The organism is Dysosmobacter welbionis (assembly GCF_005121165.3).
Classification (GTDB): Bacteria; Bacillota; Clostridia; order Oscillospirales; family Oscillospiraceae; genus Oscillibacter; species Oscillibacter welbionis.
The window spans coordinates 1,202,157-1,219,862 of the sequence record NZ_CP034413.3 but is presented as its reverse complement, the minus strand read 5'-3'; the positions used below and the strand labels follow the sequence as shown (position 1 = coordinate 1,219,862).

14 protein-coding genes are annotated in these 17,706 nt (G+C 62.7%); 8 read left to right on the top strand and 6 right to left on the bottom strand.

Features of this window, described 5'->3' with window-relative positions; translation table 11 throughout:
• Positions 1-55: 55 nt before the first annotated feature.
• The gene (locus EIO64_RS06475) at positions 56-1,969 is read right to left on the bottom strand and encodes an LTA synthase family protein (RefSeq protein WP_249390827.1); all 1,914 of its coding nucleotides are present in this window, start codon (positions 1,967-1,969) and stop codon (positions 56-58) included.
• Positions 1,970-2,082: 113 nt separating this feature from the next.
• Here EIO64_RS06475 and EIO64_RS06470 point away from each other — a divergent pair, with 113 nt between their 5' ends.
• On the top strand, positions 2,083-2,250 hold the full coding sequence (locus EIO64_RS06470) for a helix-turn-helix transcriptional regulator (RefSeq protein WP_081692082.1): 168 nt from the start codon (positions 2,083-2,085) through the stop codon (positions 2,248-2,250).
• Between the two features lie 197 nt (positions 2,251-2,447).
• Here the strand turns inward: EIO64_RS06470 and EIO64_RS06465 are convergent, their stop codons facing one another.
• From EIO64_RS06465 to EIO64_RS06445, 5 genes are all read right to left on the bottom strand, one after another.
• A complete protein-coding gene (locus tag EIO64_RS06465) occupies positions 2,448-3,380 on the bottom strand; it encodes a TIGR03943 family putative permease subunit (protein WP_025544065.1) in 933 nt (310 codons plus the stop codon).
• A gap of 204 nt (positions 3,381-3,584) precedes the next feature.
• On the bottom strand, positions 3,585-4,706 hold the full coding sequence (locus EIO64_RS06460) for a CobW family GTP-binding protein (protein WP_119311592.1): 1,122 nt from the start codon (positions 4,704-4,706) through the stop codon (positions 3,585-3,587).
• Between the two features lie 193 nt (positions 4,707-4,899).
• Positions 4,900-6,324 carry an alanine/glycine:cation symporter family protein gene (locus EIO64_RS06455; protein WP_119311591.1) on the bottom strand — a complete coding sequence of 475 codons (1,425 nt, stop codon included), beginning with the start codon at positions 6,322-6,324 and terminating at the stop codon, positions 4,900-4,902.
• Between the two features lie 110 nt (positions 6,325-6,434).
• Complete coding sequence (locus EIO64_RS06450; RefSeq protein WP_021748124.1) at positions 6,435-6,977, bottom strand: stage V sporulation T C-terminal domain-containing protein; 543 nt, start codon at positions 6,975-6,977, stop codon at positions 6,435-6,437.
• 113 nt (positions 6,978-7,090) lie between these two features.
• Positions 7,091-7,447, bottom strand: a complete 357-nt coding sequence (locus tag EIO64_RS06445) for a hypothetical protein (RefSeq protein ID WP_021748123.1) — start codon at positions 7,445-7,447, stop codon at positions 7,091-7,093.
• Between the two features lie 321 nt (positions 7,448-7,768).
• Between EIO64_RS06445 and glgB the strand changes: the two genes are divergently transcribed.
• From glgB to EIO64_RS06410, 7 genes are all read left to right on the top strand, one after another.
• Entirely contained in the window at positions 7,769-9,691 is a 1,923-nt protein-coding gene (gene glgB, locus EIO64_RS06440) for a 1,4-alpha-glucan branching protein GlgB (protein WP_119311590.1), read from the top strand.
• Entirely contained in the window at positions 9,688-10,896 is a 1,209-nt protein-coding gene (locus EIO64_RS06435) for a glucose-1-phosphate adenylyltransferase (protein WP_119311589.1), read from the top strand. The genes glgB and EIO64_RS06435 overlap by 4 nt, the downstream gene beginning before the upstream one ends.
• Entirely contained in the window at positions 10,893-12,008 is a 1,116-nt protein-coding gene (gene glgD, locus EIO64_RS06430; RefSeq protein ID WP_021748119.1) for a glucose-1-phosphate adenylyltransferase subunit GlgD, read from the top strand. Before EIO64_RS06435 ends, glgD begins: the two co-directional genes overlap by 4 nt.
• A gap of 117 nt (positions 12,009-12,125) precedes the next feature.
• Positions 12,126-13,916 (top strand): glycogen synthase GlgA, encoded by a 1,791-nt coding sequence (glgA, locus tag EIO64_RS06425; RefSeq protein ID WP_119311588.1) that lies wholly within the window; start codon positions 12,126-12,128, stop codon positions 13,914-13,916.
• An 8-nt stretch (positions 13,917-13,924) separates the two neighbouring features.
• Complete coding sequence (locus EIO64_RS06420; protein WP_021748117.1) at positions 13,925-16,351, top strand: glycogen/starch/alpha-glucan phosphorylase; 2,427 nt, start codon at positions 13,925-13,927, stop codon at positions 16,349-16,351.
• 193 nt (positions 16,352-16,544) lie between these two features.
• Positions 16,545-17,024, top strand: a complete 480-nt coding sequence (locus EIO64_RS06415) for an RNA polymerase sigma factor (RefSeq protein ID WP_021748116.1) — start codon at positions 16,545-16,547, stop codon at positions 17,022-17,024.
• Complete coding sequence (locus tag EIO64_RS06410; protein WP_025544070.1) at positions 17,021-17,689, top strand: hypothetical protein; 669 nt, start codon at positions 17,021-17,023, stop codon at positions 17,687-17,689. Before EIO64_RS06415 ends, EIO64_RS06410 begins: the two co-directional genes overlap by 4 nt.
• Positions 17,690-17,706: the final 17 nt, after the last annotated feature.

The window sequence follows — 17,706 nt, the reverse complement described above, 5'->3', positions numbered from 1 at the left end:
AGACCTGTCAAGAAAAGAACGGCCCCCGGCGGACACTGTCCACCGGGGGCCGTTTTCAGTCGATCTCCTTATACATCAGCTTGTAGTAGCTCCACTGACGCCATTTGGCGATCTTCGCCGCCTGTTCCTCCGTCAGCTGGTCCGTCACTGTGCCGTCTGCCAGCTGATACGCCTGCTTCTGCACCACAGGCAGCTCCCGGCGCAGCTGGTTCAGAAAGTCGAACCAGGGGCTCTCCCCGGTCCGCCCGGTGAGCTCCAGCACCGCGGCCCCCAGGAAGCTGGCGGAGAGCCGCCCATCCTCCGGCAGGTCCAGGGACGCTACGGCGGCCTCCCAGTCCAGGGCCTGCGCGGCGGCGTCATTGGCCCAGATCACATAGGGCGTCTCGTAGGAGGTCAGTGCGTCCCACTCCGGCCGGGCCGTGAAGCCCAGTTCCGCGTAGGCCAGCTGGTTGTCGCCCAGATAGGGCAGATGGTCTCCGAAGAACACCAGCACCACCGGCTCCTCCACGGCGGAGAAGGTGTCCACCAGGCGGCCCAGCATGGCGTCCGCGTCCCGAGCCCCTTCGGTGTAGACTCTCAGCAGCGTCTCCACCTCGTCGGACACCGCCGTGTTCAGCGGCACCTCCGGATAGGCATAGCTCTCGCCGTACTTGTCCAGGGTGTAGGACATGTGGTTCTGAATGGTGGTTGTGTAGTGGAACAGCGTCTCGCCAGCGGCCACAGTGTCCGCGAATTCCTGTTCAATCAGGCCCGCCATGTAGTCATCCGTGACCCAGCGGCCCTTGTATGCAAGCGCCTCCATCTGGTCAGCAAATACGGTCTCCTCCGCCCCGAACCAGCGGTAGACGTTCTCCCGGTTGTAAAACCAGTCGTCCCCCGGGTGGAAGAAGGAGGTGTGGTAGCCATCGCCGCCAAACACCCGGAAGAGGCTGTCCAGGTTCCGGTTTACCACCCGGAAGGAGGAGGTCGTTCCGGCAGCGAGCGCGTTGGTCTGCATGCCTGTCAGCACGTCGAATTCCGTGTTGGCAGTGCCGCCGGCGAAGCCGGGCACCACGATATGGCCGGCGACGGCGTGGGGATCCTCCCGCAGGGCGTGGAGGTTGGGCAGGGGGTCGTTCTCCGCTGTGAAAGCGAAAGCGTCGCTGTCCGTGATATCGGAGAAGGCCTCATCCATCACCATAATGACGTTCACATCCTTCCCCAGACCGGTGTCGCCGCCCTGGTCCCAGCCGGCCGCCTCCGACCGACTGAAGCCCTCAGGCTTGTCCACCGGGTAGGTGGTGAACTGGTGGCAGAAGCAGTAGGGGAACCCCAGCTCGTTGAACACGGAGGGAATATAGTAGGCGTTGGATACCCGGAAGGAGTTGTACAGATCATTGGAGGCATAGACTGTCAGGATCAGTCCTGCCAGCACGGCAAAGCTGGCGGCAGCCCCCAGCAGGCTTCCCACCCAGCCGCGGAGCCGGGCGATGGGGAAGGGGCGGCTGCCTACGAAAAGCCCCAGGGCCACCAGCACCAGCGAGAACACCACGACGGCGGCGATGGACGGCACCGGGAACTGGATGTCGTAAGTCCCCACAGCGCTGCCCGCTTCTTTCAGCAGGGCAAAGTCCCGGGGAAACACCGGCTCGTCCCGTACCTCGATCTTGATGCGGTTGGCGATAGACAGGGCGCAGACGGCGAAGTTCGCCAGCGCCCCGGCGAAGAACACGTTCCGGAGCAGGCAGGTGAACACCAGCAGCAGCATCCCCACCGGCAGGCAGTTCAGGATAATCAGCAGCGGCTGCGCCCGGAAGACGGCCAGGACGCTCCGCAGGGCATTGGGCTGGCACCAGAGCGCCAGCAGAGTGATGGCGCCCGCCAGCAGCACAGCGGCCAGAAGCGTGGCCCACAGGGGCAGTCGGACTTTGGGAAAATGGTCATGGAGCTTCAAGAGCAGACGGTCCTTTCTGGTTGGATTTCCACACACACAGAATACCTCCATTATAAGGATTTTCCGGAAAAAAGCAAGGCTCCTGCGAAGTGTAGAGTGCCTTTGAGACAGTTTTGTGGTATGATATGGCTGGAAAAGGAGCGGATGGCATGGACGCAAAAGCCACCGGCGGGCTGATCGCCCGGCGCCGAAAAGAGAAGAACTGGAGCCAGGGGGAACTGACGGAACGGCTCCACGTGACGGACAAGGCCGTGAGCCGCTGGGAGACGGGCCGGGGCCTGCCCGATGAGAATCCTTGGGCGCTTGGTCTCGCATAAGACAAAAATCCCCTCCGTTCAACAACGGAGGGGATTTTTGCAGCAAGGTTATACACCCCGTATCGAATTTCGAAGAAATTCGGATCCATTTTCGGCAGGACATGCGCCTGCCGAAAATACGTTGATCCGTGCGCCTTGGGCACACACCAGTCCGCAGACTGGTGGTAGGGTGGTTAGGAGGGGAGCCCGCTCCCCTCTTAGAACGTCACGACTTCTTGCTGGGGCTTCTCACAGGGCCCGATGGAGATCACATGCATCACCGGCCCCTTGCCCTTGTAAGCGGCGTGCTTCTCCACCGCCATCCGGCCGGTGACCTCCACCCAGTCCCGGTTCTGGTACTGGTTCAGGTTCATGCCCTTGGCGATGAGACCCATGAACTGGATGTCGTTCTCACAGCAGGTCATGACAAAGCGGCCGGGGCAGTGGATGCCCGGGTACTTCTTGGAGTGGCACATGATAAGCTTCATGTGGACCATCTTGCCCGCCCAGCGGTCCGGGTGATCCATCACGTCCACATACCACACACCGAAGTCGTCGTCCGGCACGTCGATCAGGTCCTGGCTCAGGTCGAAGGGGCACTCGTCGCCGGTGAGGTAGTCCTCGCTGGTGCCGTCCTCCATCTCCAGGTAAATGTCAGCCCGACGGTTCACCATCCGAAGGTTCCGCTTCCGCAGGGCGTCCCGCAGCTCCGGCGTACAGCGGTTGAACACCAGCATGTCCGCGTTGGTGATTTTCTCCATCATCAGCTGGCCCATATTCTTGGCGTACATCTCAAAGGTGGGGGCGTAGACGAAGGTCATGATCTGGTACAGCACCCAGTTGGCGGGCAGAACCTCCCGGTACAGCCGCTCCATCTGCCACATGCCGTTGTACTCGATCAGCACCTGTTTGGGGTGGTACTCTTTCTCCAGCTCCTTCAGGTAGGAGCACTTCAGGTCCTCCTCGTCCTCAATGGTGATGACCGTCACGTTGTCCAAAGCGTTTTTCTCGTACTCCTCCTCGCCCTCTTCGCAGCAGAGCAGCAGGGTGGGATCCTGGCGGGCGAAGCCGTCCTCCAGGATGCCGTTGATGAAATTGGTCTTGCCGGCATCCAGAAAGCCGGCCACCAGATAAACAGGAATGTCTGCCATTATAATGTGCATTTCCTTTCGGGTAAAATACGCGGAACGGGCGCCCGGACAGCAGGAAATCTGACTTTCGACTCTGACAGTCCCTCACACCGGCCACCGCGGCGCGCTGAAGCTCTTTTGGCTCTTTTCCCTACTTCGGGGACGGACTCCACTTGATTTTGTGCAGCAATATCAAGTGTGGTTACAGTCTTTCAAGAAAAGAGTTCACAGACCGAAGAGCTGGGAGAGCTTGTCCTCCTGCAGCTCGGCGCCGATGACACACAGCCGGCCGGTGTAGTCGGGATGGCCTGCCCGGACCTCATGCTCCTCGGGGACGAAGTCGAACTCGATCCACTTGCCGCCCTCGCCGTTCACGATGCCCTTGGCCCGCAGGATCTTGCCGTAGTCGCCGGAGTCCAGGGCCGTGAGGATCCGCTCAATGTCCGCCTGGGCAAACACCTTGGGGGTCTCTTTGCCCCAGGAGGTGAACACCTCGTCGGCGTGGTGGTGATGGTGGTGGCAGGAGCAGTTGGGATCGTCGCACTCGTGGTCGTGGTCATGGTGATGCGCGTGTTCATCGTGATCGTGATGGTGGTCATGCTCCTCGTGGTCGTGATGGTCATGATCGTGATGGTGTTCGTGCTCCTCATGCGCATGCTCGTGGTCATGGTGGTGATGCGCATGCTCGTGCTCCGCCTCATCGGCGGCGTGCTCGGCGCGCATCTTCCCCAGCAGCTCGTCCGCCAGGGACACCTTTTCAATGGCCGCCAGGATGGTCTTGCCGTCCAGCTGGTCCCAGGGGGTGGTGAGGATGGCGGCGTCGGCGTTCTTCTCCCGCAGCATGGCCACGGCGGCCTCCAGCTTCTCCTGGCTCATCTTCTGGGTCCGGGAGAGGATGATGGTGCCGGCGGCCTCGATCTGGTTGTTGTAGAACTCGCCGAAGTTCTTCATGTAGACCTTCACCTTGGTGGCGTCCGCCACGGTGACGAAGCTGTTCAGCTTCATGTCGTCGGTCTCATCGGCGGTGTTCTGCACCGCCACGATCACGTCGGACAGCTTGCCCACGCCGGAGGGCTCGATGAGGATGCGGTCCGGGTGGAACTGAGCCTGCACGTCCTTCAACGCCTTGTGGAAGTCCCCCACCAGGGAGCAGCAGATGCACCCGGCGGACATCTCGCTGATCTGCACGCCGGACTCCTTCAGAAAGCCGCCGTCAATGCTGATCTCGCCGAACTCGTTCTCGATCAGCACCAGCTTTTCGCCGGGAAAGGCCTCCGCCAGCAACTTTTTGATAAGAGTGGTCTTGCCGGCGCCAAGGAAGCCGGAGACAATATCAATTTTGGTCATGGTATCAAGTCCTTTGTTTAAAATTTTTACCGTACTTTATCTTACCATCAAACTGGAAAAAAGCAACTCCTCCAGAAAAAAATTCACGAATTCCGCCATTTCCCATCCGAATGGGGAGACGGACCTGCACACGGTCCCGGACATGCCGGCAGGGGCAGGCGGCCCCCGTCGGTGGCACCTGAAGAAAGCGGACTCAGAGTGCCCGCCGGACGGCCCGCCTCTGCCGGAGTCTCCGCCCGCGGCGGATCTCCGGCTGGAAGGCCTCCAGCTCCCGGGCGGCGGTGCCGGAGAGGAGGAGCAGGGAGATCAGGTTGGGCACTGCCATCAGGGCGTTGAAGATGTCGGAGAGATTCCATACCACCTCCAGGCTCTGAGTGGCGCCCAGAAAGGCCGCCAGGGCGAAGAGAATTCGATAGAGAGGGATGGCCCGGCGGCCGAAGAGAAATGCAAAGGCCGTTTCCCCGCAGAACTCCCATCCCAGGATGGTGGAGAAGGCGAACAGCACGATCCCCAGGGAGACCAGCAGCCCCCCCAGGGGGCCCAGCACGGTCTTAAAGGCCAGGGCGGTGAGGGCCACGCCGTTTACCTGCCCGCCGGAAGCGTCGGCAGTCCCCAGCACGCCGGAGGCGCAGATGCACAGGCCCGTGACTGTGCAGATCACTGTGGTGTCGAAGAATACGCCGGTCATGTTCACATACCCCTGGCGGGCGGGGCTGTCTGTGGCGGCGGAGGCAGCAGGGATGGCGGCGGAGCCCATGCCCGCCTCGTGGGAAAAGCAGCCTCTGGCAATGCCCCAGCGAGCGGCGTTCAGGGCGGAGGCGGTCATAGTCCCCGCCGCGCCACCCGCAGCGGCGGCGGGAGAGAAGGCCAGGCGGAACATCTCTGCCACGGCTCCGGGCAGAGCGGACAGATGCCCCAGCAGCACTGCGGTGCCCGCCAGCAGGTAAAGGACCGCCATGAGGGGCACCACCACGGAGCAGACTCCGGCAATCCGCCGGATACCGCCCAGAATGACCACGAGAGCCAGCAGAGCCACTGCCACCCCGGTGGTCCGGGCCGGAACGGAGAAGCTGTCGGCCAGCGCCCCGGCGATGGAATTGGCCTGGGCCATGTCCCCCATGCCCAGGGAGGCCAGAACTGTGAAGAGGGCGAAGAGAAAGGCCAGGGCACCTCCCAGCCGCTTCCACCGCAGGGCGGCGCACATGGTATACATGGGGCCGCCGCGCATTTCGCCGCCGGCGTCCCGCTGGCGGTACTTGACGGCCAGCAGGCACTCCGCGCACTTGGAGGAAAGGCCGAAGAGGGCGGAGATCTCCATCCACACCAAGGCGCCGGGGCCGCCCGCCACCAAGGCCGTGGCCACGCCCACGATGTTTCCGGTACCGATGGTGGCGGCCAGCGTGGTCATCAGGGCGGAGAAGGGGGACACATCGCCGGCCCCGCCTGCCTTGGCGCGGGAGTCACGGCCGAGAACACTTTTCAGCGCCCAGCCCAGGTTCCGCCAGGGGAGAAAGCGGGTGCGCAGGGTGAGGAAGACGCCGGTGCCCATCAGCAGCACCAGCATTCCCGGGCCCCAGACCCGCTGGTCCACATACGCGATCCACTCTGAAACTGTCATGGAAGCAGCTCCTTCCGAATTGGGGGATACTTCCAGCATAGCGTCTTTCCGGCATTTCATGCCATCAAAAACGCGGACGCCTGTACAGGCGTCCGCGCGGGAGAGAGGATTCAGCTCTCCATGTGCCGGCCCAGAAAGGCGGCGATGGTCTGGGCCAGCTTGTACTCGGTGTCGCCGGTGACGGCAGCGGGATCGCTGGAGATGAACAGCACCAGGCCCAGCAGGTCGCCCTCCGCCAGGATGGGGGCCGCCACGGTGGTCAGCAGGCTGTCGATGCCCTCCGTCACCTGGAGGGGCTGGCCCTCGCCGGTGTACTGGTAGATTTTCCGACTCTCCATGATCTGCTCCAGCTCCGGGGTGATCCGCTTGCCCATAAGCTCCCGCTTGCTGCCGCCCGCCACGGCGATGACCGTGTCCCGGTCCGTGACGGCGCAGACGCTGCCGGTGGACCGGCTCATGGTCTCGCAGAGCTCCGCGGCGAAGTCCTCCACACCGCCCAGCAGCGAGTATTTCTTGAAGATGACCTCACCCTCGCGGCTGGTGTAGATTTCCAATGGATCGCCCTCCCGGATCCGCATGGTGCGCCGGATCTCCTTGGGGATTACCACCCGGCCCAGGTCGTCGATCCGCCGCACGATTCCAGTTGCCTTCATATCGAAAACTCCTTTTGTCTTTCAGATTTTTCAGGATGATTCTGCTTGGCAAAAGCTAGTATCCGCAGGATTTGTTTGGCTATGCAGGCCCGGCGGGTGGTTTCATTTGGCAATCAATCCGTCTCCGGCAGGTACTCCTGGACCACCAGCCCGTCGGTGGATACCAGATAGTTGGTGAGATAGGACAGGTGATCGCCGTCCACCAGCCAGGAGACCCGGTAGTTGTAATAGTCCACTCCGTCCAGAGTAAGCGGCCCTTCGTAGCCGTAGGACATCACATTGCCGGTGGCCTCGTCCACTGCGCCCAGTTGCTTTTCCAGAATGGCGACGCCTTCCTCCGGCGTGATGGTGTCCGTGGCGGAGAGCCCTTCCGCTGCGGCTCCGCTGGCCTCTGGTGCCGGATGACCGCAGGCGGAGAGCAGGAGCAGCAGCACGGCCAGTGCCGCACAGAACAGAGAGCGGGATTTCATGGGATTCTTCCTTTCCGTTCCGCCCAACACGGGCGGAAAATTTTTCCTCTGTTCAGACGAGATTAAAAAGCGGAAAGTTCCGGGAAAAATCCTGACCAATCCCACAAAAAGCACCAAACATTCTTGTGAAAATACGGGAAAAAACTGGGAAATCCCACCAACTTGTGCCGCCCTTTTTCGACAGGACCATCCTTGACGGTATTTTTCCCAGGAAGTATAATATAAACAATTATATGCATATCCAGATTCCGCGCAAACGCTTTACTCTAAGAATGACGAGCCTGCCGGGGATACTCCGCGGCGGGGAGAGGAGCTGCTGCCATGGCAAAACAAGGACAGGCGGACCGTTTCCACCAGGGGACGATGACGGACGGCTGGCGCTGGTTCGGCGCCCACCCTGCCAAAAAGCGGGGCAGAGATGGCTGGACGTTCCGGGTCTGGGCCCCCCATGCGGAGGCGGTGTCCGTCGTGGGCGACTTCAACGACTGGGAGGAGGGAGCGGCCCCCCTCGCCCGTAAGGGCGAGATCTGGGAGGGCTTTCTGCCGGACCTGCCGGTCTATACTTCCTATAAATATGCGGTGCGGGGGGCGGACGGCCAGGTCCGCCAGAAGGCGGACCCCTACGGCTTCCACACAGAGACCCGGCCGGCGACAGCCAGCAAGCTGTATGACATCAGCGGATTCAAGTGGACGGACGGCGCTTTCCGGGAGAAGAAGGCCAAGCACCCGGTCTATACATCACCGCTGAATATCTATGAGGTCCATCTGGGCTCCTGGAAAAAGCGGGGAAACGGGGACTTCATCGACTACAAGGACCTGGCGAAGGATCTGGCCGCCTATGTGAAGGATATGGGCTACACCGCCATCGAACTGCTGCCGGTGACGGAGCACCCCCTGGACGACTCCTGGGGCTACCAGTGCACCGGGTACTTCGCCCCAACCTCCCGGTTCGGCACGCCCAAGGACTTCATGTGGTTCGTGAACCACATGCATAAAAACGGCATCCTGGTGCTGCTGGACTGGGTGCCCTCCCACTTCTGCAAGGACGCTCAGGGCCTCTACGAATTCGACGGCACCTACTGCTATGAGTACAGCGATCCCAACAAGCGGGAGCACGCCGCCTGGGGCACCCGGGTCTTCGACTACGGCCGGCCCGAGGTGAAGAGCTTTCTCTTCTCCTCCGCCCGCTTCTGGCTGGAAGAGTACCACATCGACGGCCTGCGGGTGGACGCGGTGGCCTCCATGCTGTACCTGGACTACGACCGCCAGGGCGGAGCCTGGACCCCCAATCAGTACGGTGGACACGAGAACCTGGAGGCCATCGAGTTTCTGCGGGAGCTGAACACCATGGCCTTCCAGACGGACCCAAGCGTGCTGATGATCGCCGAGGAGTCCACCGCCTGGCCCCTGGTGACCCGCCCGCCGGACGTGGGGGGATTGGGCTTCAATCTGAAGTGGAACATGGGCTGGATGAACGACATGTGCCACTATTTGAAGCTGGATCCCTATTTCCGCCAGTACAACCACAAGGACATCACCTTCTCCATGATGTATGCCTTTTCTGAGAACTTTGTGCTGCCCATCTCCCACGATGAGGTGGTCCACATGAAGGGGTCCATCGTGGGGAAGATGCCCGGGGACTACGACAACCAGCTGCGGTGCCTGAGAGGCTTCTACGCCTATCTCCTGGCCCACCCGGGGAAGAAGCTGCTGTTTATGGGGGCGGAGATCGGCCAGTGGCACGAGTGGGACTCCGACGGGCAGCTGGACTGGTACCTGCTGGACCGACCAGAGAATCAGAAGCTCCGGAAGTTCTTCCGGGAGATCAACGCCTTTTATAAAAAGACGGCGGCTTTGTGGGAGGTCGACTTCGACTGGGCGGGCTTTGAATGGCTGGTGCCGGACGACAACCACAACAACGTGGTGGTGTTTCTGCGCAGGGACAAGAAGGGCCGCGACCTTATGTGCGCGGTGAACTTCTCGCCCAACACCTATACGAACTATCGGATGGGCGTGCCGCCCTACAGGCGGTATGTGCCCGTGTTCAATACCGATGACCCCGCATACGGCGGCGACGGTTTCGGCGATTCTGAGGCGGTGATGGTGGAGGCCGTGCCCTCCCATGGAAAGGAATGCTCCGCCGCCATCCGGATCCCGGCCTTCGGTGCGGTGTTCCTGCGGGGCGAGGGGACGTTCCCCAGACCCAGGAAGAAACAACAGGCAAAGGAGTTGGAAAAGACATGAAAAAAGAGTGCATCGCCATGCTGCTGGCCGGCGGCCAGGGCAGCCGCCTGTACGTCCTCACCGGCGACATGGCCAAGCCCGCCGTGCCCTTCGGCGGGAAATACCGCATCATCGACTTTCCCCTGTCCAACTGCACCAATTCCGGCATCGACACCGTGGGCGTGCTGACCCAGTACCGGCCCCTGGAGTTGAACAGCTACATCGGCAGCGGCGTGCCTTGGGACCTGGACGGGTCCACCGGCGGCGTCCACATCCTGCCGCCCTACATGGGCAGCAAGGGCGGCACCTGGTACAAGGGCACCGCCAACGCCATCTATCAGAACATCGGGTTCATCAACCTGTATGACCCGGAGTATGTGGTGATCCTCTCCGGCGACCACATCTACAAGATGGATTACTCCAAGATGGTGGAGCGCCATAAGGCCGTGGGCGCCGCCTGCACGATCTCCGTCATGGAGGTGCCGTGGTCGGAGGCGTCCCGCTTCGGCATCATGAGCGTGGACGAGAACGACCTCATCACGGAGTTCGCAGAGAAGCCCAAGGAGCCCAAGAGCAATCTAGCGTCCATGGGCATCTACGTCTTCACCTGGAAGACCCTGCGGCGGTATCTGGAGGCTGACGAGGCCAACCCCAACTCCGAAAATGACTTCGGCAAAAATGTGATCCCCGCCATGCTGGGGGATGGAGAACGGATGGCCGCCTACCGCTTCAGCGGTTACTGGAAGGACGTGGGGACGCTGGAGTCCCTGTGGGACGCCAACATGGATATGCTCTCCCCGGAGTCGGGCCTGGACCTGCTGGACGAGTCCTGGCCCATTTACGCCCGGTCCGTCAACGCGCCGCCGGCCTTTTTGGGCCGCCGCTGCCAGATCAGCCACAGTGCCTTCAACCGGGGCAGCGATCTGGAGGGGACGGTGGAGAACTCCGTCCTGGCTCCCAATGTCACCGTGGGGGAGGGGGCCCGGGTGTCCTACTCCGTCCTGTTCCCCGGGGTGACCGTGGAGCCCGGCGCCGTGGTGGAATACGCTATCCTGGGCGAGGGCTGCCGCATCGGCCGCAACTGCTGCCTGGGCGGCACGCCGGAGGAGACGGCGCCGGATCCCTGGGGCCTGACGGTGCTGGCGCCGGGCTGCGTCCTGGAGGATGAGAAGCGGGTGCGCCCCGGCGTGATGCTGAACAAGAACGGCGAGGAGGTGTCCAGATGAACGGCATGCACGGGATCATCTTTTCCTATGAAAAGCGCAATGACCTGCGGGAGCTGGGGGAGATCCGCTCCGCGTCGTCCATCCCCTTCGGCGGGAGGTACCGGGCGGTGGACTTCGCCCTGTCCAACCTGGTGAACGCCGGTGTCACGGACGTGGGTGTGGTGCTTCACGGCCATTATCAGAGCCTGCTGGACCACTTGGGCACCGGCAAGGACTGGGACCTGTCCCGCAAGCGGGGCGGCTTGAAGATCCTGCCCCCCTTTGCATACAAGCAGCACTGGGGCGAGGCGGCGGTCTTCCGGGGCAAGATGGAGGCCCTGGCGGGCGTCCGCTCCTATCTGGAGGAGATCCGCCGGGACTATGTGGTGCTTATGGACGGCGACCTGGTGGTGAACCTGCCCCTGTCCGACATCTATGACCAGCACATCAAGTCCGGCGCGGACATCACCGTAGTCTGCGGCAACGACAGCTTTGAGACGGAGAACGGCACCTATTTTGAGCTGGACGGCACCGGCCGCGTCACGGATGTGTTGTATCACCTCCACCGGCCCAGGGGCTACCGGGGGCTGGAAGTGTACATCCTCTCCACCAGGCTGCTGCTGGATCTGGTGGACGAGTGCGCCACCCGGGATCAGTACAGCCTGCGGCGGGACGTGCTCCAGGCCCGGAAGGACAGCCTGAAGCTCCAGGGATACATCTGGGGCGGCTTCGCGGCGCAGATCCGCTCTGTACAGGAGTATTACGACCGCAGTATGCAGCTGCTGGACCCGGCCATCCGGGCGGAGCTGTTCTGTGCCGAGCGGCCCATCCGGGCCAAGGCCACTGACAAGTCCTCCGCCTACATCGGACCCGACGGCTACTGCGAGAACTCCCTGATCGCAGACGGCTGCAACATCGAGGGCGTGGTGGAGAACTCCATCCTCTTCCCCGGCGTGGTGGTGGAGGCCGGCGCTGTGGTGCGCAACTGCGTGCTCTTCAAGGAGACGGCGGTGCGCCGGGGCGCGGCGGTGTCCCATCTGATCGCGGATAAAAATGTAGAAATCCTGCCGGACCGGACGCTGATGGGACACAGCTCGTATCCCATCGTGCTGGCCAAGGGCAGTCAGGTGTGAGTGCGGGAGGAAGGCTTCCAGGACGGCGAATAGACGGGCGGGGCTCCGGCTGACGGAGTCCCGCCGGTCCCTGACCCTGCCGGAGGGCGGGGCGCATGAGCGTGAAAGGAGAGGACTATGAAGATTTTATATGCGGCCAGCGAGGCGGTTCCGTTCTGCAAAACCGGAGGCCTTGCGGATGTGGCGGGCTCCCTGCCTGCGGCGCTGGCGGCCCAGGGCGCGGATGTGGCGGTGGTGCTGCCCCTGTACCAGAAGGTGAAGGAGAAATTCAGCGACCAGCTGCATTTTGAATGCTACGACTATGTGGACCTGGCCTGGCGCCACAGCTACTGCGGGCTGTTCTCCATGGAACGGGACGGCGTCACCTGGTACTTCCTGGACAACGAGCAGTATTTCCGGCGTCCGGAGTTGTACGGCTACATGGACGACGGCGAGCGGTTCGGATTTTTCTCCCGGGCCGTGGTGCGGATGCTGCCCCACCTGAGGTTCTGGCCGGAGGTCATCCACTGCAACGACTGGCAGACCGCCCTGGTGCCCATCTATCTGAAGGACGACAGCGTGCGGGAGGAGCGGTTCCGGAGTATCCGGACCGTGCTCTCCATTCATAATATTGAGTACCAGGGCCGCTACGGCCGCCAGACCCTGGGGGACCTGTTCGGCCTGGACCACGGCTGGGCGGATGACGGCACCATTCTGATGGACGGGGACGTGAACCTGCTGAAGGGCGCCATTTTGTGCGCCGACGCCGTCAACGCCGTCTCTCCTACTTACGCCAACGAGCTGAAGATGCCCTACTTCGCCCACCGGCTGGACGGCATCATGCGCCGTTGCGGCTACAAGCTCTCCGGCGTGCTGAACGGCATCGACGTGAAGCGGTATGACCCCGCCGCGGATCCCCACATCGCCGTCAATTACAGCGCGGCGGACATGGCGGGCAAGCAGGCGGACAAGGCGGAGCTGCAGAAGCTCATGGGCCTGCGGCAGGAGCCCTACGTTCCCATCGTGGGCATCGTCAGCCGCCTGGTGTCCCACAAGGGCCTGGATCTGGTGTGCGAGGTGCTCCACGACATGATGGAGCTGCCCCTGCAGATGGTGATCCTGGGCAAGGGGGACCGGAAGTACGAGGAGTTCTTCCAGTGGGCAGCCCAGCAGTATTCCGGCCGCATGGCCGTGCGCCTGGACTACAACGAGGAGCTGTCCATGGCCATCTATGCAGGCGCGGATCTGTTCCTGATGCCCTCCAAGAGCGAGCCCTGCGGCTTGAGTCAGATGATCGCCATGCGGTACGGCACCGTGCCCATCGTCCGGGAGACCGGCGGACTGAAGGACACCGTCAGCCCGTACGAGTCCTGGAGGGACGCCGGCAACGGATTTACCTTTGCAAATTACGCCGGCAGTGATATGCTGTATGTGATCCGGGAGGCGGTGTATCTTTACAAGGACTATCCCGACGCCTTCGCCCGGCTGCGGGCGCGGGCTATGGCCTGCGATTTCAGCTGGGCCCGGAGCGCGGGGGAGTACCTGCACATTTACAGCACCGTCACCGGCCAGCCTTGGCCCCCTGCGGAGGAGCCCGTCCGGACAGAAGAGTCCGCCCCGGCGGAGGAATCCGCTCCCGCGGAAGAGACCGCCCCCGCGGAAGAGACCGCCCCCGCGGAAGCGGCGGAGCCCGCATCTGACGAACCTGCTCCGCAGCCGACCGCGGAAGCGGCACAATCGTCCGCCGAGCCGGCGGCTGAGGAGGCCGCTCCGGCCGCACCGGAGAAGAAGCCTGCCGCCAGAAAGCGGACGGCAGCCAAGAAACCGGCCGCCAAAAAGACGGCCGCCAAAAGCGGCAGGAGGACGCCTGCCAAGAAAGAGACCAAACCCAAGAAGGGGACCGCCGGGAAACAGGAGCCGGCGGAGTAAGGAGACGCATGACACCAATTACCACACAGACCCTGGAGAACGCCCTCACCGCCAAGCTGATGGTCAGCTTCGGAAAGACGGCGGCGGAGGCAACGGATGGAGAGATGATGCGGGCCAGCGCCCTGGTCCTGCGGGACATGATGGCTCTGCGGGAGGTGGAGACCCGTCAGAAGGCCCGCCAGCAGCATGCCCGGCAGGTGCACTACCTGTCTCTGGAGTTTCTGATGGGCCGCAGCCTGATGAAGAATGCCTATAACCTAGGGCTGCTGCCCCAGCTGCGGGAGGCGCTGGAGCACCTGGGCTTCAAGGCGGCCGACATCTTTGAGATCGAGCCGGACGCCGCCCTGGGCAACGGCGGCCTGGGCCGCCTGGCCGCCTGCTATCTAGACTCCATGACTACGCTGGAGATCCCGGCCACCGGCTATTCCATCTGCTACGAGCTGGGCATCTTCAAGCAGAAGATCGTGGAGGGCCAGCAGGTAGAGCTGCCGGACAACTGGAAGGACCTGGGCGCGGCCTGGCTGATGCCAAAGCCCGCGGAGACCCAGGAGGTCCGCTTCGGCGGCACCGTGCGGGAGTTCTGGGACAACGGCCACCTGCACATCGTCAATGAGGACGCCACGGTGGTCCAGGCCGTGCCCTGCGACATGGAGATCGCCGGCTACGGCACGGAGCATGTGAATGTCCTGCGGCTGTGGGACGCCCGGTCCACCCAGCCGGTGGATATGTCCCTGTTCTCCCGGGGCGAGTACCTGAAGGCCGCGGAGGACGAGGCCATGGCAGAGACCATTGCCAAGGTCCTCTATCCGGAGGACAATCATCTGGAGGGCAAGTCTCTGCGGCTGAAACAGCAGTACTTCTTCGTGTCCGCCACCCTCCAGTCCATCGCCGCCAAGCACACCGAACTGTACGGCACCATGAAGAACTTCCATGAGAAGAACGTCATCCAGATCAACGACACCCACCCGGCCCTGGTGATCCCGGAGCTGATGCGGATCCTGATCGACGACGCCGGCATGGACTGGGATGAGGCGTGGGACATCACCACGAGATCCGTGGCCTACACCAACCACACGGTCCTTTCGGAGGCGCTGGAACGCTGGCCCCAGAGCCTGGTGGAATTCCTGCTGCCCCGGGTGTGGCAGATTATCCTGGAGATCTCCCGCCGCTGGCAGAAGAAGGTGGAGGACTTCTACCACGACCCCAAGAAGACGGAGAAAATGGCCATCGTCTGGGGCGGTCAGGTCCGCATGGCCAACCTCTGCATCGCCGGCGGCATGGCGGTCAACGGCGTCAGCGGCCTACACTCCGAGATCCTGAAAAAGGACGTTTTCAGGGACGCCTACGGCATGGAGCCCTGGAAATTCCGGAACGTCACCAACGGCATTGACCACCGCCGCTGGCTCAGTGAGATCAACCCCGGACTGGACGGCTTGATCCGGGACCTGACCGGCGGGGACGACTATCTGCTGCACCCCCAGGCCCTGAAAAAGCTGGATGACTATGCCGATGACGCCTCTGTTCTGGAGAGGCTGGGTGCCATCAAGCGGGCCAACAAGGCGGCCTTCGCCGCCCATGCCAAGAAGACCCGGGGCGTGGAGCTGAACCCGGACGCCATCTTCGACGTTCAGGTGAAGCGGCTCCACGAGTATAAGCGGCAGCTTTTGAACGTGCTGCACATCATCGCATTGTACCAGAAGCTCCAGGACGACCCCAACGCCATCACGCAGCCCCACACGTTCCTGTTCGGCGCCAAGGCGGCGCCGGGGTATGCAGTGGCCAAGCGGATCATCCGCCTCATCAACTCCCTGGCGGATCAGATCGACCACGACCCTATCTGCCGCGATAAGCTGCAGGTGGTGTTTCTGGAGAACTACCGGGTCTCCCTGGCGGAGCAGCTGATGCCCGCCAGCGAGGTGAGCCAGCAGATCTCCACCGCCGGCAAGGAGGCCAGCGGCACCGGCAACATGAAGTTCATGATGAACGGCGCCCTGACCGTTGGCACCCTGGACGGTGCCAACGTGGAGATGCACGACCTGCTGGGGGACGAGAACATGTTCCTCTTTGGCCTGCGGGCCGACGAGGTGGAGCAGCTGAAGCGGGAAGGCTATGTGCCCCAGCGGCTGTACAACCGGGACCCGGTGCTTCACCGGTGCCTGGACGCGCTGCGGACCGGCTTCCGGGACGGTGTCCGGTACGACGACCTGTACCAGCGGCTGCTGTTCGGCGCCGGGGGCAGCCCCGCGGACGAGTACTTTTTGCTGGCGGACTTCCAGGCATACTGCCAGGCGGAAAAGCGCATGGCGGAGACCTATCGGGACCAGACGGCCTGGAATCGCATGAGCCTGCACAACATCGCCCGCAGCGGCGTGTTCGCCGCCGACCGGGCTGTGGCGGAGTATGCCGACAACATCTGGCACGTGCCCCACAAGTGATCCGATCTGAGAAAAACGCAGAAAACCGGAAACGGCTCAGCCGTTTCCGGTTTTCGAGATCCCGCTCCTGCGCGGGGCGCATGATTTTTGAAAAACTTTCGGACTGGGTGAGATATTTCACCCCAGTGAGGGATATTCCCGATAGAAAGGCCTTTCCGGGCGGCGCTGCCGCCCATCCCAACAGCAAGGTGTGATGAGATTGACAGACGCGGCATTCGAGGGGGCGGTGGAGCGCTATGGCGACACCGTGTTCCGGCTGGCATACAGCTATTTGAAAAACCGCGCCGACGCGGAGGACGTGATGCAGGAGACGCTGCTGAAGCTCTATCTGGAGCGAAAGCCCTTCCGGTCGCCGGAGCATGAGCGGTACTGGGTCGTCCGGGTGGCGGTGAACGAGAGCAAGAAGCTGCTCCGCTCTCCGTGGCGCAGGCGGACCGGGCCTCTGGAGGAGGCCGGGGAGCCGGTGTTCGACACGCCGCAGCAGAGTGAGCTCTACCAGCACGTGATGGGCCTGCCGCCCAAATACCGGGCCGCGGTGTATCTCTACTACTACGAAGACTGCTCCGTACAGGAGATCGCGGCGGCCATGGGGGCCAATCCGTCCACCGTGCAGACCTGGCTCATGCGGGCCAGGGGGAAGCTGAAACTGATCTTACAGGAGGCAGAGTCATGATCGACAAGAGACTGTACCAGGAGACCTTTTCCCATCTCCGTGCCTCCGACCAAGCCAAACAGGAGGTTTTTCAGAAAATGCAGGAGATGAAGCACAGAAAGCGGATGCCCCGGGTCCTGCGGGGCGCGGCCATTGCCGCTGCCATGGTGATGGCGCTGGCCGTCACCGCCGGGGCAGTGAACGTGGCCACGGACGGGGAGTTCTTCCGGCAGTTCACCATCGTCTGGACATCCGGAAATCAGTACCTAGCCCAGGATAACCAGGGCAACGAGGTGTATGTCACCGTAGCGGCCGGGGAGCCGGTCACCAAGGAGAACGGCCGGCTGATCCTCCACGCTCAGGGTGAGGAGATTGACATCACCGAGGCCATGGAGACCGCGGGTGCCTATCACTACGCCTACGATATGGATGTGGTGCATGAGGACGGCAGCCGGGAGACCCGGACTGTCACCATTGACGTCACTGGCGACCTGGACCGGTGGACTGTGTCCCAGGACAACGGGGACGGCACCAGCTATGAGACTGTCAGCGGCGACAACGGGCTTACAGAGTTTTCCGGCACCATGACCGGGCAGGCAGCAGATCACTTTACCGCGGACCTGCCCGATGCCGACGAGAGCAGCGTGGTCGAGGCAAAAGCACAGGAGATTGCCCCGGCAGATTGAAGAAACCTGAAAAACGC